Here is a 14,693-nt window from a genome sequence, read left to right as displayed (position 1 = left end):
CTCGCCCTTACCGCAGAAGCCCAACTCTTCGAGCTGGATCAGGGTGTACGGCGTGAAGTGGTCGTAGAGCACCGCCGTCTGGATGTCGTCGGGTGACAGGCCGCTCTGTTCCCACAGTTGACGTCCGACCAGTCCCATCTCCGGCAGCCCGAGTTCGTCGCGGTAGTACGAGTACATGGTGAACTGATCGGCGCCCGCCGCCTGCGCGGCCGCCTCGATGATCGCCGGCCGGTGCTTGAGGTCCTTGGCCCGCTCCGGGGTGGTCACCACGATCGCGACACCGCCGTCGGTCTCCTGGCAGCAGTCGAGCAGTCGCAGCGGCTCGGCGATCCACCGCGAACTCTGATGGTCTTCGATGGTGATCGGCTTGCCGTAGAAGTGCGCCTTCGGATTGTTCGCGGCGTGCTTGCGGTCGGCAACCGAGACAGCGCCGAAATCCGCACTGGTCGCGCCGTATTCGTGCATGTACCGCCGGGCGATCATCGCCACCGATGCGGCCGGGGTGCTCAGGCCGTGCGGATAGGACCAGCTGTACTCGACACCGCGGGAATCGGCGTTGACCGTCAGGCCGGTCATCACCTGACCGAACCGGTGCTCCGAGCGCTCGTTGAACGCCCGGTAGGCGACGACGACCTCGGCGACGCCGGTCGCGACCGCCAGCGCCGCCTGCTGCACGGTCGCGGCCGCTGCGCCACCGCCGTAGCCGATCTGGCTGAAGAACTTCAGCTCACCGATTCCGGTGGAGCGCGCGACGGCGGTCTCCAGGTTCGAGTCCATCGTGAAGGTCACCAGGCCGTCGACATCCGACGGCGTCAGGCCGGCGTCGTCGAGCGCGTCGAGCACCGCCTCGGCGGCCAGCCGGAGCTCGCTGCGGCCCGAGTTCTTGGAGAAGTCGGTCGCGCCGATACCCGCGATCGCGGCCTTGCCGGAGAGCATCAGTGGTCCCCCAAAACGATTGTCGCCGTGGCGATGACGTGATTACCGAGACTGTTGGCGCCCACCACCTTCACGGTCGCGACGCCGTCGTCGACGGCGGTGACCTCACCGGTGAACGTGATGGTGTCGTATGCGTACCACGGCACACCCAGGCGCAGGCCGATCGACTTGATCCGCGCCGTCGGGCCCGCCCAGTCGGTCAGATAGCGCTGCACCAGACCGGTGTCGGTCAGGATGTTGACGAAGATGTCCTTCGACCCCTTGGCCTGCGCCTTGTCCCGGTCGTGGTGCACGTCCTGGTAGTCGCGGGTGGCGATGGCCGTGGACACGATGAACGTCGGGTCGCCGTAGATCTTGAGCTCGGGCAGCGTGGCCCCGACCTCGATGACGGGCACGCTCACCGGGCCGGCTCCCACGCATACAGCGTCCAGGCGGGGCTGACGTCACTGTCCGGGAAGTCGATATACGTTGCGCGCACAGGCATTCCGATCTGCACTTCGCTGGGGTCGACGTTGCGCAGCTCGCCGAGCATGCGCACGCCCTCCTCCAGCTCGACGAGGGCGATGACGAACGGCAGGCTGCGGCCCGGCACCTGAGGCGCGTGGTGCACGACGTAGCTGAACACCGTGCCGGTTCCGGTGGCCACGACGTAATCGGATTCAGTGATCGGGTCCGTGTGGTCTTTCCAGACCGCGGGCACCGGTGGGTGCTGCAGCGTGCCGTCGGGGCGACGCTGGATACGCAACTCGTGAGCGTTGACGCCGTCCCAGAAGAACTGGGTGTCCTTCGACGAGGCCGGCCGCATGAGCTTGTCCGGGTCCAGGTCGTCCGGCACCGCCGGCTTGTCCTCCGCCCGCGGCTTGAACTTCATGATGCGCCAGTTCATCTCGGCGACCGCTTCGCCGTCCGCGGTGTCGCTGGGAACGGTCCAGGTGATCAGCTGGTTGATGAAGTAGCCCTCGCCGAGCGCAGTCTGCTTGGGGCCCACCACGTCGGTGATCTCGGCGTGGATGGTGACCTCTTCTCCCGGCTGCAGGTACCGGTGGTAGGTCTGCTCGCAGTTGGTGGCGACCACACCCACATAACCGGCGTCGTCGAAGAGCTGCATCATCTTCGACAGCGGATCGTCGTCCGACCGGCCCTGACCGAGTCCTCCCATCGTCCACACCTGGATCATCGCCGGGGGTGCGACGATGCCGGGATGACCGGCCGCCCTGGCCGCCTCTTCGTCGACATAGATCGGGTTCTTGTCGCCGATGGCGTCGACCCAGTGGTGGATCATGGGCTGGTTCACCGGATCCCGGCCGGTGCGCGGATCGCTCTTGCCCGCCGCCGTGATTTCTTCGATGCCCGCCTGCAAGTCTTTCATCACCGCGGAACCCTCGGAACCTTCAGACCGGACGCCGCGATCATCTCGCGCATCACCTCGTTGACACCGCCGCCGAAGGTGATGACCAGGTTGCGCTTGGTCATCTTGTCCAGCCAGTCCATCAGCTCGGCGGTCTCCGGGTCCGCGGGGTTGCCGAACCTGCCGACGACCTCCTCGGCCAGCCGGCCCACCTCCTGGATGCGCTCGGTGGAGAACACTTTGGTGGCGGCTGCGTCGGCGACCGCGATGGTCTCCCCCGATGCGGCCACCTGCCAGTTGAGCAGCTCGTTGACCCGCCAGATGGCCTTGATCTGTCCGAGCAGCCGCTTCACGTCGGCGTGCTCGATCGGGGTCACGCCGTCCGAACCCGGCTTCGACGCCCAGGCGTGCACCCGGTCGTAGATCCCCGCCACCCGTCCGGCCGGACCCAGGCCGACGCGTTCGTGGTTGAGCTGGGTGGTGATCAGCTTCCAGCCACCGTTCTCCTCACCGACGAGCATGTCGGCGGGCACCCGCACGTCGTTGTAGTACGACGCGTTGGTGTGATGCGCACGGTCGGACAGGATGATCGGCGTCCACGAGTAGCCGGGATCCTTGGTGTCGACGATCAGGATCGAGATGCCCTTGTGCTTGGCCGCCTCCGGGTCGGTGCGGCAGGCCAGCCAGATGTAGTCGGCGTCATGGGCGCCGGTGGTCCACATCTTCTGGCCGTTGACGATGTATTCGTCACCATGACGCACCGCGGTGGTCCTCAGCGACGCCAGGTCGGTGCCGGCTTCGGGTTCGGAGTAGCCGATCGCGAAATGGATGTCGCCCGAAAGGATTCCGGGCAGGAACTTCTGCTTCTGCTCCTCGGTGCCGTACACCTGCAGCGTGGGGCCCACGGTCTGCAGGGTGACCAGCGGCAGCGGTACATCGGCGCGGTTGGCCTCGTTGACGAAGATCTGCTGTTCGACGGGACCGAAACCCAGGCCGCCGTACTCCTTGGGCCATCCCACTCCGAGCTTGCCGTCGGAGCCCATCCGCTTGATCACCGCGCGGTAGGCCTCGTTGTGGCGGTCGGACTCCATCGCCTCGGCCTCTTCAGGCCTGATCAGCGTCGAGAAGTACTCGCGCAGTTCGGATTGCAGCCGGCGCTGTTCCGGCGTCAGTTCGATGTACATGTCATTTCCCGTCGCTTCGCTCGCCCAGGCCTGCACCCACCAGATCCAAGCGGTGTGAGGGACCTCCCAGCAGCCGGGTCAGGTCCTTGATCGACGAGTAGTAGCGGTCCATCGGGTAGGTGATGTCCATTCCCATGCCGCCGTGCAGGTGGTGGCAGAGCCGCATCGCCGGGGCCGCCTGCGAGGTCAGCCAGTATCCCAGAATCGCCAGGTCGTCCTCGGCGTCGAGGCCTTCGCTGAGCAGCCACACCACCGAGGTGGACAGCAAAGAGATTGTCCGAGAGGCGATGTAGACCTCCGAGAGCTGGACGGCGACCGTCTGGAACGTCGACAGCGGCCGGCCGAACTGCTCACGGGTGGCGACGTAGTCGGCGGTCAGGCGCAGGGCTCCGGCAACCAGACCGGCCGCGAACGCGCCGACGGACGCCAACACCAACTGGTTGGCCCGGTGCGGGGTCGCACCGTCGAGCAGATCGGCGTCGGCGACGGCGACGTCGACGAACGTCAACACATACTCGTCCGAGCCATTCGACGTCGGCGTCTTGGTCACCGTCAGGCCGTCGGCATCGCCGGGCACCACCACGACGCCGCCGCCGGCCGTCACAACGATCCAGTCCGCTTGGGCGGCATAGCCGACACCGGTCTTGGTGCCGTTGAGTTTGCCTGCGGCGAGGGTCACCGAGGGTTGCTCCGGCAGCGCGGCGCCGGGCTCGTTGAGCGCGACGGTTACCACCGACCCCTTGCCCACTCCGTCCAGGTAACGGTCCTGCTGAGCTTCCGAAGCCAGATCGAGCAGCACCGCGGTCGCCGCGAGGGTGACCAGCGCCGGGCTGACCGTGCCGTGCCTACCGATCTCGGTCAGCGCGGTCGCGATCTCGGCGAGGCCGACGCCATCACCGCCGAGACGTTCCGGCACGCCCAGTGCCGTCACGCCGCCGGCGACGAGGCCGTCCCAGGTGTTGTCGCGCTCGAGCACGGACGTCACCACATCGGCGACAGCCTGCTGCCCCTCGTCTGGACTGAAATCCACCGACTCCTCCTTGAGCCTCGGCGTGCCTACTGGGAGACGGGGCAACCCTTGCCCGTGTAATCCACCTGCCAGTGTTTGATCCCGTTGAGCCATCCGGACTTCAACCGCTCCGGCTCACCGATCGGCTTGAGGTCCGGCATGTGGTCGGCGACGGCGTTGAAGATCAGGTTGATGGTCATCTTGGCCAGGTTGGCGCCGATGCAGTAGTGGGCGCCGGTGCCACCGAACCCGACGTGCGGGTTGGGGTTGCGCAGGATGTTGAACTCGTGCGGGTTCTCGAAGACCTCTTCGTCGAAGTTCGCCGAGCGGTAGGACATCACGACGCGCTGGCCCTTCTTGATCTGTACGCCACCGAGTTCGGTGTCTTCGAGGGCGGTGCGCTGGAACGCCGACACCGGGGTGGCCCACCGGACGATCTCGTCGGCGGCGGTCTCCGGGCGCTCCTTCTTGTAGAGTTCCCACTGCTCGGGGTTCTGGGAGAACGCGATCATCCCGTGGGTGATGGAATTGCGGGTGGTCTCGTTGCCGGCCACCGCGAGCATCACCACGAAGAAGCCGAACTCGTCGTCGGAGAGCTTCTCGCCGTCGATGTCGGCTTCGATGAGCTTGGTGACGATGTCCTCGGTGGGGTTCTTGGCCCGCTCCTCGGCCATCTTCATCGCGTACTGGATCAACTCGAATGACGACATCGCGGGATCGACGTCGGCGTACTCCGGGTCCTCGCCCGCGGTCATCTCGTTGGACCAGCGGAAGATCTTGTCCCGGTCGTCCTGCGGCACGCCCAGCAGTTCGGCGATGGCTTGCAGCGGCAGCTCACAGGAAACCTGTTCGACGAAGTCGCCGGAACCCTCGGCCGCCGCGGTCTCGGCGATCTTCTGTGCGCGGGCCCGCAGCTCGTCTTCGAGCCGTCCGACGGCGCGTGGGGTGAAGCCACGCGAGATGATCTTGCGCAGCCGGGTGTGCTGCGGCGCGTCCATGTTCAGCAGGACCGCTTTCTGCAGGTCGATCGCATCGCGCGTCATGTCCTGGGGCCAGACCGGGATGGCACCGTCGGGGGAACTGCCGAAGATGTCGTTGCGCTTCGACACCTCCTTGACGTCGGCGTGCTTGGTGACCAACCAGTAGCCCTTGTCGCCGAAGCCACCCGTCCCGCCGGGCACGTCGACCCAGTGCACAGGCTCGGACTTGCGGAGTTCGGCGAGCTCTTCTACGGGCAGACGCTCGAGGTTCAGGGTCGCGTCGAGGAAGTCGAAGTCTGGGCTGATCGGGCATGAATTCGGGGCGGGCATAGCTAAGCACTCCTCAATTGCAACGTGTTCTAGTGCCAGTAAAACATGCCTCCACCGCAGATGAAAGGCACGGCGGCATCGCTGCTTGTCAGACTAATGAAACGTGTTCTAGCCTGACGCAATGGGTAACCCTGTCATCGTCGAAGCCACTCGCAGCCCCATCGGCAAGCGCAACGGATGGTTGTCCGGCCTGCACGCCACCGAGTTGTTGGGAGCGGTCCAGAAAGCACTCGTCGAGAAGGCCGGGATCGATGCCGGTGAGGTCGAGCAGATCATCGGTGGCTGCGTCACCCAGTACGGCGAGCAGTCCAACAACATCACCCGGGTCGGCTGGCTGACCGCGGGGTTGCCCGAGCACGTCGGCGCCACCACCATCGACTGCCAGTGCGGCAGCGCGCAGCAGGCCAACCATCTCGTCGCCGGCCTGATCGCCACCGGGGCCATCGACATCGGCATCGCGTGCGGCATCGAGGCGATGAGCCGGGTCGGGCTAGGCGCCAACGCCGGCCCGGATCGCGGTCTGATCCGCGCATCGTCGTGGGACATCGACATGCCCAACCAGTTCGAGGCCGCGGAGCGGATCGCCAAGCGGCGCGGCATCACCCGGGACGACGTGGACGCACTGGGCCTGGCCTCGCAGGCCAAAGCCAAGCAGGCGTGGGCCGAGGGCCGCTTCGACCGTGAGGTGTCCCCGATCTCCGCGCCGGTGCTCGACGAGAACAAGCAGCCGACCGCCGAGTGGGCGCCGGTGACGCGGGACCAGGGTCTGCGCGACACCACCGCCGAGGCACTGTCCTCGCTCAAACCCGTCATGGAGGGCGGCATCCACACCGCGGGCACGTCCTCGCAGATCTCCGACGGCGCCGCGGCGGTGCTCTGGATGGACGAGGACAAGGCCAAGGCGCTGGGCCTGAAGCCGCGCGCCCGGATCGTCGCGCAGGCCAACGTCGGCGCCGAGACCTACTACCACCTCGACGGCCCGGTCCAGTCGACCGCCAAGGTGCTGGAGAAGGCCGGGATGAAACTCGGCGACATCGACCTGGTCGAGATCAACGAGGCCTTCGCCTCGGTGGTGCTGTCGTGGGCGCAGGTGCACGGCGCCGACATAGACAAGGTCAACGTCAACGGCGGCGCGATCGCGCTCGGCCATCCGGTGGGTTCCACCGGCGCTCGGCTGATCACCACCGCACTGCACGAGCTCGAGCGCACCGGCAAGGGCACCGCGCTGATCACCATGTGCGCCGGCGGCGCACTGTCCACGGGCACCATCATCGAGCGGATATAGGGCATCTCGGATGATCCCCGCCGCGGACCGCATCGCCGCCGCGCAGGCCTACATCACCGCGCTGGCCACCCACTGCGCCGACGATGTCCCGTTCGCACCCGGCTGCACCCGGGTCGAGGTCGGCCTGAAGACCGGCTTTTCCGGAGATCACCTGCGCCGCAGCCTGAATCGGGGCCCGCAGTACCGGGTGATCCGGGCGGTGACGGCACCGGAGTTCACCGTCGACGGTGACACCGTCCACGCCCGCTTCGAGCTGTCCACCAAACCGTCGCTGGCCGGACGCCGCGTCGGGGCCCGCATCGACGAGACGTTCCTGATCCCGGCCGACGACCCGTCCGGGCGGGCCCAGATCCACCACATCAAGGCCTCCATCCGCCCGTTCCTGACCAGATAAGGTGCCGCCATGGCCAAACCCCCGCGCCCGTTGAGTCCCAAGCAGGTCGAGAGTCTCAACTCGAAGGCCGTCGGCGTCGGCATCAAATGGATGTCGAAGATCAACACCTGGGCCTACAAGGCCACCGATGGCCGGATCGGATACAACTGGCGTCTCGGGTCGAACCGGTTCTCCTCGCCTCCCCCGGTCGGGATCCTGACGACGATCGGCCGCAAGTCCGGTCAGCCCAGGGAGAGCCCGTTGCTGTTCCTGCGCGAAGGCGACCGCATCGTGCTGGTCGCCTCGCAGGGCGGCCGTGCCACAAATCCGATGTGGTACTTGAACATCAAGGCCAACCCGCAGGTCACCTTCCAGATCAAGAACGAGAAGCTGACGTTGGTCGCGCGCGAGGCGACCGACGCCGAACGCGACGAGTACTGGCCCAAACTCGATGCGCTGTACCCGGACTTCGTGAACTACCGGTCCTACACCGACCGCAAGATCCCGATCCTGATCTGCGACCCCGCCTGAGGCGGTCAGGCGCCGTAGACCGGCACCGGCGGGCGTGCCTTGGCGAGCAGGTCGGTCACCACGGGACCGAGCTCGGCGGGATCCCAGCGGGCGCCCTTGTCGATCTCGGGTCCGTGCGCCCAGCCTTCGGCGACGCGGATCTTGCCGCCCTCGACCTCGAACACCCTGCCCGTCACGTCACGCGACTCGACGCTGCCCAGCCACACCACCAGCGGTGAGATGTTCTCCGGCGCCATCGAATCGAAGTCGTTGTCCTGGGTGGCCATCATGTCGGCGAACACGGTCTCGGTCATCCGGGTGCGCGCCGACGGCGCGATCGCGTTGACGCTGACGCCGTAGCGGCCCATCTCGGCGGCCGCGACCAGTGTCAGTGCCGCGATGCCGGCCTTGGCCGCGCTGTAGTTGGCCTGCCCGACGCTGCCCTGAAGCCCCGCACCGGAACTCGTGTTGATGATGCGCGCGTCGACCGTCTCACCGGCCTTGGACCTGGCTCGCCAGTAGGCGGCGGCATGTTTCATCGTCGCGAAGTGCCCCTTCAGGTGCACCGCCGTGACGGCGTCGAACTCCTCTTCACTGGTGTTGGCAAACATCCGGTCCCGAACGATGCCGGCGTTGTTCACCAGCACGTCGAGGCCGCCGAAGCGCTCGACCGCCGTCTGGATCAGACCCTCGGCCTGCGCCCAGTCCGCGACGTTGGCGCCGCTGGTCACCGCTTCCCCGCCGGCGGCGGTGATCTCGTCGACCACGCTCTGGGCGGCACTCCCACCACCCGCGGGAGATCCGTCGAGGCCGACGCCGATGTCGTTGACCACGACACGCGCCCCCTCGGCGGCGAACGCCAGTGCGTGCGCCCTGCCGATTCCGCCACCTGCACCCGTCACGATCACCACGCGGCCGTCGAGCAGTCCCATTCTTCGTTCTCTCCCTTACTTGATGTCGGCAGTGGTGGTCGACAGGTAGTGCGGCGGTTCCCCGCCACCGTGCACCTCCAGCGTCGCACCGCTGATGTAGGACGCCGCATCCGAGACCAGAAAGGCTGTGGCCCAACCGATGTCCTCGGGCTTGGCCAGCCGGCCCAGCGGCACGTTCTTCGATATCGCGGCGATGGAGTCGGCGTCTCCGTAGAACAGTTCGGACTGTTCGGTCTCCACCATGCCCACCACCACGGAGTTCACCCTGACCTTCGGCGCCCATTCCACGGCCAGCGTGGCGGTCAGGTTGTCGATGCCCGCCTTCGCCGCGCCGTAGGCCGCGGTGCCGGGAGTCGGGCGGTGCCCGCTGACACTGGAGATGTTCACGAGGCACCCGCCGCCGGGCTGCGTCTGCATCACGGCGTTGGCGTGCGTCGAAACCGACAGCGCACCCAGCAGATTCAGTTGAAGAATCTTGGTGCTGAACTTCGCCGAGGCCTCGGCGGCGAGCACGTAGGGCGAGCCGCCGGCGTTGTTCACGACCACATCCAGCCGGCCGTGGTCCGCGACGATCCCGTCGATGAGCGCCTCGACCGACTCGTCCTCACGGATGTCGCAGGGCCGGAACTCGTAGGGCGATCCGTCGACCGGGCGGCGCGCACACGTCACGACGGTGGCGCCCTGGTCGGCGAAGACCTTGCTGATGCCTGCACCCACGCCGCGCACCCCACCGGTGACGAGCACGACGCGCCCGGTGAGCCCGAACCGAATGGCGCTGGGGCCGGGAACGGCCCTGTCGACGGCGTCAGTCACTGTGCTAGCGTACCAAGCAAGTGCTTGCTTAGGTAGCGACCCAGGAGTTTGCATGCCGATCACCACCAAGACCGTGGAACCGGGCATCGTCTCGGTCACCGTCGACTACCCGCCGGTCAACGCGATCCCGTCGCGCGGCTGGTTCGAACTGGCCGACGCCCTCACCACCGCGGGGCGCGATCAGAGCACCCACGTGGTGGTCCTGCGGGCCGAGGGCCGCGGCTTCAACGCCGGTGTCGACATCAAGGAGATGCAGAACACCGAGGGTTTCACCGCACTGATCGACGCCAACCGCGGTTGCTACGAAGCGTTCCGCGCGGTGTACGAGTGCGCGGTGCCCGTCGTGGCCGCGGTGAACGGGTTCTGTGTCGGCGGCGGTATCGGCCTGGTCGGCAACGCCGACGTGATCGTCGCGTCCGACGACGCGAAGTTCGGGTTGCCCGAGGTCGAGCGCGGTGCGCTCGGCGCGGCCACCCACCTGTCCCGCCTGGTGCCGCAGCACCTGATGCGCCGGCTGTTCTTCACCGCCGCCACCGTCACCTCCGACACCCTGCACCACTTCGGTTCGGTGCACGAGGTGGTGCCGCGCGCCGATCTCGACGAGGCCGCGCTGCGCGTCGCCCGGGACATCGCGTCGAAGGACACCCGGGTGATCCGCGCGGCCAAGGAAGCGCTGAACTTCATCGACGTCCAGCCCGTCAATGCCAGATACCGCATGGAACAGGGCTTCACGTTCGAACTCAATCTGGCCGGTGTGTCCGACGAACACCGTGATGCGTTCGCAGGCACGGACAAGGGATCGAAATGACCGATAAACGAACGACTCTCGACGAAGCCGTGGCGTCGATCGAGAGCGGTATGACCATCGGCATCGGCGGGTGGGGGTCGCGGCGCAAGCCGATGGCGTTCGTCCGCGCGCTGCTGCGCACCGACGTCACCGATCTGACCGTCGTCACCTACGGCGGCCCCGACCTCGGGCTGCTGTGCTCGGCGGGCAAGGTCAAGCGGGTGTACTACGGGTTCGTGTCGTTGGACTCGCCGCCGTTCTACGACCCGTGGTTCGCCAAGGCCCGCACGTCGGGGTCGATCGAGTCCCGTGAGATGGACGAGGGCATGCTGCGGTGCGGGTTGCAGGCCGCCGCGCAACGGCTGCCGTTCCTGCCGATCCGTGCCGGACTGGGCAGCGACGTCCGCGCGTTCTGGGGCGACGAGCTCAAGACCGTCAAATCCCCCTATCCGACCGGTGACGGCTACGAAGAGCTGGTCGCGATGCCCGCCCTGAACCTCGACGCCGCGCTCGTCCACATGAACCTCGGTGACGCGCAGGGCAATGCGGCCTACACCGGCATCGACCCGTACTTCGACGACCTGTTCCTGATGTCGGCGCAGAAGCGCCTGCTGTCGGTGGAAAAGGTGGTCTCGACCGAGGAGCTTGTGAAATCCGTGCCGCCGCAAGCTCTGCTGATCAACCGGATGATGGTCGACACCGTCGTGGAGGCGCCCAACGGGGCCCACTTCACCACCGCCGAACCCGACTACCGCCGCGACGAGACGTTCCAGCGTCACTATGCCGAGGCCGCCGGATCGGACGAGACCTGGGCCGAGTTCGTGAAGACCTATCTTTCCGGCAGCGAGGCGGACTACCAGGCCGCGGTCCGCCAGTTCGCACAAGACCAGGAGGCGTCGAAGTGATCTCCGTGACCCGCGCCGAGGTGTGCGCCGTCGCCTGTGCCGAATTGTTCCGTGGCGCAGGCGAGATCATGGTCAGCCCGATGACGACCATCGTGTCGATCGGGGCGCGGCTGGCCCGGCTGACCTTCTCCCCCGACATCGTGCTGACCGACGGCGAGGCCCGGCTGATCGCCGACACCCCGGCCATCGGCGCGGCCGCGACGATCGAGGGCTGGATGCCGTTCGGCCGGGTTTTCGAGACGCTTGCCTGGGGCCGCAGGCACGTGGTGATGGGCGCCAATCAGATCGACCGCTACGGCAACCAGAACCTTTCCGCGTTCGGCCCGCTGCAACACCCCACGCGCCAGATGTTCGGCGTGCGCGGCGCACCGGGCAACACGATCAACCACGCCACCAGCTACTGGGTGGGCAACCACTCCAAGCGCGTGTTCGGTGAGTCGGTCGACATCGTGTCCGGAATCGGCTGGGACAAGGTGGATCCCGACAACCCGGCCTACCGCTTCGTCAACGTCTACCGTGTGGTGACCAACCTCGGCGTGTTCGACTTCAACGGCCCGGACCACCAGATGCGTGCGGTGTCCCTGCACCCCGGCATCGAGCCCGATCAGGTCGCCGAGAACACGTCGTTCGAGGTCCACGGGCTCGGCGAGGCCGAGACCACCCGGCTGCCGTCGGCCGAGGAGCAGAAACTGCTCCGTGAGGTCATCGACCCGAAATCATTGCGCGACAAAGAAGTCAAGGTCTAAGCCATGTTGAAGACCCCGCTGACCGAACTGCTCGGCATCGAGCATCCGGTCGTGCAGACAGGTATGGGTTGGGTGGCCGGTGCGCGGCTGGTCTCGGCGACGTCGAACGCCGGCGGTCTGGGCATCCTGGCCTCGGCGACCATGACGCTCGACGAGCTCGCCACCGCGGTCGCCAAGGTCAAGGCCGCCACCGACAAGCCGTTCGGCATCAACATCCGCGCCGATGCGGGCGATGCGAACGAACGCGTCGACCTCCTGATCCGCGAAGGGGTCAAGGTCGCGTCGTTCGCGCTGGCCCCGAAGCCGGACCTGATCGCCAAACTCAAAGACTCGGGCGTCGTGGTGATCCCGTCGGTGGGGCTGGCCAAACACGCCAAGAAGGTCGCCGGCTGGGGCGCCGACGCCGTCATCGTCCAGGGCGGTGAGGGCGGCGGGCACACCGGCCCGATCGCCACCACGCTGCTGCTGCCCTCGGTGCTCGACGCCGTCGCCGACACCGGGATGCCGGTCGTCGCCGCCGGCGGCTTCTTCGACGGCAGGGGCCTGGCCGCCGCGCTGTCCTACGGAGCGGCCGGAGTCGCCATGGGCACCCGGTTCCTGCTGACGTCGGACTCGACGGTGCCCGACGCGGTCAAACAGCGCTATCTGGAGGCCGCGCTGGACGGCACCGTGGTGTCCACGCGGGTGGACGGCATGCCGCACCGGGTCCTGCGCACCGGCCTGGTGGAGAAGCTGGAGAGTGGATCGCGGCTGCGCGGCTTCGCCGCCGCCGTCGGCAACGCGCAGAGGTTCAAAAAGATGTCCCAGATGACGTGGCCGTCGATGATCAGGGACGGGCTGGCCATGCGCCACGGCAAGGAGCTGACCTGGTCGCAGGTCGTGATGGCCGCCAACACCCCGATGCTGCTCAAGGCGGGGCTGGTCGAGGGCAACACCGACGCCGGTGTGCTCGCGTCGGGTCAGGTGGCCGGCATCATCGACGACCTGCCGTCCTGCGCCGAACTGGTGCCGTCGATAGTCGCCGAGGCCGTCGCGCATCTTCGCTCGGCAGCGGGGATGATCGTCGACTAGGTCTTCGCGGGGCGTGCTTCGGGGTACTGAGAATGCATGTCCGATCTCGCGGAGTGGTTCCTCACCGCGCACGAGCGCGGAAATCCGCACTCCCGCGTCCCCACCTGGTGTGAGGGCAGCCGGGCCGAGCCGCTGATCCATGGTTCGGTCTATTTCGACCAGCTCGCCACCGAGGTCGAAGCGCTGCGCGCCGGTGACTACGTGTTCTTCACCGACTGGCGCGGCGACCCCGATCAGAAACTGCGCGACGACGGCCCGACGGTCGCCGAGTTGTTCTCCCGCGCCGCCGAGCGCGGCGTCGTCGTCAAAGGGTTGATGTGGCGGTCGCATCTGGACAAACTCGCCTACAGCGAGGAAGAGAATCAGCACCTGGGCGACGCGATCGAGAAGGCCGGCGGGGAGGTGTTGCTCGACCAGCGGGTCCGCTTCGGTGGCTCGCACCATCAGAAGCTGGTGGTGGTTCGGCATCCGGGTGCGCCCGAGCGGGACGTCGCGTTCGTCGGCGGCATCGACCTGTGCCATTCCCGCCGCGACGACGCGTCCCACCGCGGGGACCGTCAAGCGGTACGGATGGCCAAGAGTTACGGCGACCACCCGCCGTGGCACGACGTGCAGCTGCGGTTGCAGGGCCCGGTGGTCGGTGCGCTGGACACCACGTTCCGCGAACGATGGAACGACCCCGCGCAGTTGGACATGCTGTCTCCGATCGCGTGGATCCGCGACAAGCTGCGCGGCGCCGATCTGGAACCCGGCGAATTACCCGATCGGCCACCCGATCCGCCGCCGTGCGGCCGGCATGCGGTGCAGGTGCTGCGCACGTATCCCGATGCGCATTTCGAGTACGACTTCGCTCCCGACGGGGAGCGCAGCATCGCCCGCGGATACAGCAAGGCACTGCGCCGCGCCCGGCGGCTGGTCTACCTGGAGGACCAGTACCTGTGGTCCAAGCGGGTGGCGCAGCTGTTCGCGCGTGCCCTTGCCGACAACCCGGAGCTGCACCTGGTGGCCGTGGTGCCACGACACCCCGATGTCGACGGCCGGTTGGCGCTGCCGCCCAACCAGATCGGCCGCCGAGAGGCCGTGGAGGCGTGTAGTCGGGTCAGCCCCGACCGCGTGCACGTGTTCGACCTCGAAAACCCTTGGGGAACACCTGTCTACGTGCACGCGAAGGTCTGCGTCGTGGACGACGTGTGGGCCAGTGTCGGCAGCGACAACTTCAACCGGCGGTCCTGGACCCACGACAGCGAGCTGTCGTGCGCGGTCCTCGACGAGGACGGCGCGTACGCGCGGGAGCTGCGGCTGCGGTTGCTGCGCGAGCACCTGGACCGGGCGCCCGACGGTAGCCAGGACGGCGGGCTGGCCGATCCGCAGACCGCGCTGCCGCTGTTGCTCTTCGCCGCGGCCGCGCACCGGTTGGCGATGGTCACGCTGGGCCTGTTGTTCTACGTGACGCCGGCGATGCAGTTGTCCTGGGGGGTGCTCGT

Annotated in this window: 16 protein-coding genes; 8 read left to right on the top strand and 8 right to left on the bottom strand. The window is 67.4% G+C overall.

Annotation, left to right across the window (positions count from 1 at the left end):
- From ASJ79_RS05435 to ASJ79_RS05410, 6 genes are all read right to left on the bottom strand, one after another.
- Positions 1-936, bottom strand: a 936-nt coding sequence (locus tag ASJ79_RS05435) for a lipid-transfer protein (protein ID WP_067953717.1), incomplete at its 3' end; no start/stop codon positions are given.
- Positions 936-1,337 carry a MaoC family dehydratase gene (locus ASJ79_RS05430; RefSeq protein ID WP_067953718.1) on the bottom strand — a complete coding sequence of 134 codons (402 nt, stop codon included), beginning with the start codon at positions 1,335-1,337 and terminating at the stop codon, positions 936-938. The genes ASJ79_RS05430 and ASJ79_RS05435, both read right to left, overlap by 1 nt.
- A complete protein-coding gene (locus ASJ79_RS05425) occupies positions 1,334-2,305 on the bottom strand; it encodes a bifunctional MaoC family dehydratase N-terminal/OB-fold nucleic acid binding domain-containing protein (RefSeq protein WP_067953716.1) in 972 nt (323 codons plus the stop codon). The genes ASJ79_RS05430 and ASJ79_RS05425 overlap by 4 nt, the downstream gene beginning before the upstream one ends.
- Entirely contained in the window at positions 2,305-3,468 is a 1,164-nt protein-coding gene (gene fadE29 / locus ASJ79_RS05420; protein WP_067953715.1) for an acyl-CoA dehydrogenase FadE29, read from the bottom strand. Before fadE29 ends, ASJ79_RS05425 begins: the two co-directional genes overlap by 1 nt.
- 1 nt (position 3,469) lies before the next feature.
- On the bottom strand, positions 3,470-4,498 hold the full coding sequence (locus tag ASJ79_RS05415) for an acyl-CoA dehydrogenase family protein (protein WP_067953714.1): 1,029 nt from the start codon (positions 4,496-4,498) through the stop codon (positions 3,470-3,472).
- 26 nt (positions 4,499-4,524) lie between these two features.
- A complete protein-coding gene (locus ASJ79_RS05410) occupies positions 4,525-5,787 on the bottom strand; it encodes a cytochrome P450 (protein WP_067953713.1) in 1,263 nt (420 codons plus the stop codon).
- A 121-nt stretch (positions 5,788-5,908) separates the two neighbouring features.
- Here ASJ79_RS05410 and ASJ79_RS05405 point away from each other — a divergent pair, with 121 nt between their 5' ends.
- From ASJ79_RS05405 to ASJ79_RS05395, 3 genes are read left to right on the top strand one after another with little or no spacing between them, the layout of a single operon-like run.
- Entirely contained in the window at positions 5,909-7,072 is a 1,164-nt protein-coding gene (locus ASJ79_RS05405; protein ID WP_067953712.1) for a steroid 3-ketoacyl-CoA thiolase, read from the top strand.
- A 10-nt stretch (positions 7,073-7,082) separates the two neighbouring features.
- A complete protein-coding gene (locus tag ASJ79_RS05400; RefSeq protein ID WP_067953711.1) occupies positions 7,083-7,466 on the top strand; it encodes a hypothetical protein in 384 nt (127 codons plus the stop codon).
- A gap of 9 nt (positions 7,467-7,475) precedes the next feature.
- Complete coding sequence (locus ASJ79_RS05395; RefSeq protein ID WP_067953710.1) at positions 7,476-7,976, top strand: nitroreductase family deazaflavin-dependent oxidoreductase; 501 nt, start codon at positions 7,476-7,478, stop codon at positions 7,974-7,976.
- 5 nt (positions 7,977-7,981) lie between these two features.
- Here the strand turns inward: ASJ79_RS05395 and ASJ79_RS05390 are convergent, their stop codons facing one another.
- A complete protein-coding gene (locus tag ASJ79_RS05390) occupies positions 7,982-8,887 on the bottom strand; it encodes an SDR family oxidoreductase (RefSeq protein ID WP_067953709.1) in 906 nt (301 codons plus the stop codon).
- A 15-nt stretch (positions 8,888-8,902) separates the two neighbouring features.
- On the bottom strand, positions 8,903-9,700 hold the full coding sequence (locus ASJ79_RS05385; protein WP_067953708.1) for an SDR family oxidoreductase: 798 nt from the start codon (positions 9,698-9,700) through the stop codon (positions 8,903-8,905).
- A 52-nt stretch (positions 9,701-9,752) separates the two neighbouring features.
- Between ASJ79_RS05385 and echA20 the strand changes: the two genes are divergently transcribed.
- The 5 genes from echA20 to ASJ79_RS05360 form a co-directional block, all read left to right on the top strand.
- On the top strand, positions 9,753-10,508 hold the full coding sequence (echA20, locus tag ASJ79_RS05380; RefSeq protein WP_067953707.1) for a (7aS)-7a-methyl-1,5-dioxo-2,3,5,6,7,7a-hexahydro-1H-indene-carboxyl-CoA hydrolase: 756 nt from the start codon (positions 9,753-9,755) through the stop codon (positions 10,506-10,508).
- On the top strand, positions 10,505-11,392 hold the full coding sequence (gene ipdA / locus ASJ79_RS05375; protein WP_067953706.1) for a cholesterol ring-cleaving hydrolase subunit IpdA: 888 nt from the start codon (positions 10,505-10,507) through the stop codon (positions 11,390-11,392). Before echA20 ends, ipdA begins: the two co-directional genes overlap by 4 nt.
- The gene (ipdB, locus tag ASJ79_RS05370) at positions 11,389-12,138 is read left to right on the top strand and encodes a cholesterol ring-cleaving hydrolase subunit IpdB (protein WP_067953705.1); all 750 of its coding nucleotides are present in this window, start codon (positions 11,389-11,391) and stop codon (positions 12,136-12,138) included. Before ipdA ends, ipdB begins: the two co-directional genes overlap by 4 nt.
- A 3-nt stretch (positions 12,139-12,141) precedes the next feature.
- The gene (gene ipdC, locus ASJ79_RS05365; RefSeq protein ID WP_067953704.1) at positions 12,142-13,209 is read left to right on the top strand and encodes a (3aS,4S,5R,7aS)-5-hydroxy-7a-methyl-1-oxo-octahydro-1H-indene-4-carboxyl-CoA dehydrogenase; all 1,068 of its coding nucleotides are present in this window, start codon (positions 12,142-12,144) and stop codon (positions 13,207-13,209) included.
- Positions 13,210-13,245: 36 nt separating this feature from the next.
- Positions 13,246-14,693 (top strand): phospholipase D-like domain-containing protein (locus ASJ79_RS05360; protein ID WP_156448285.1); only part of this gene is annotated, 1,448 nt, incomplete at its 3' end.

The sequence above is a fragment of the Mycobacterium sp. NAZ190054 genome (assembly GCF_001545925.1).
GTDB lineage: Bacteria > Actinomycetota > Actinomycetes > Mycobacteriales > Mycobacteriaceae > Mycobacterium.
This window is presented reverse-complemented; position numbering and strand designations above follow the sequence as displayed.